The sequence below is a fragment of the Chryseobacterium sp. SIMBA_029 genome, from assembly GCF_046535275.1.
In the GTDB taxonomy this organism is placed as follows: domain Bacteria; phylum Bacteroidota; class Bacteroidia; order Flavobacteriales; family Weeksellaceae; genus Chryseobacterium.
Window position 1 is genome coordinate 1 of record NZ_JAWRXA010000685.1, and the last position, 247, is coordinate 247.

Below are 247 nucleotides of genomic sequence, written 5' to 3' on the forward strand. Positions count from 1 at the left end.
GTCGTCCAAGGTCACGAGGGCGCCAATGAATGGACGGTTATCACCCACCACCAGGACTTGGGACACAAGTGCGTCCGCGCGGATCTGGTCTTCAAGCAGGGCCGGAACCACGTTCTTTCCGCCGGCAGTGACAATGATTTCCTTTTTCCTGCCGGTGATCTTGAGGAAGCCGTTGGAGTCGAGTTCCCCGATATCACCCGTGCGGAACCAGCCGTCCACGAAGGTATCGGCGGTGAGGTCTTCGCGC

General features: G+C 59.5%; 1 pseudogene. It reads right to left on the reverse strand.

The window, feature by feature from the left end:
* Nucleotides 1-247 (reverse strand): annotated as a pseudogene (locus SB679_RS25710) (long-chain fatty acid--CoA ligase); the annotation flags it as partial.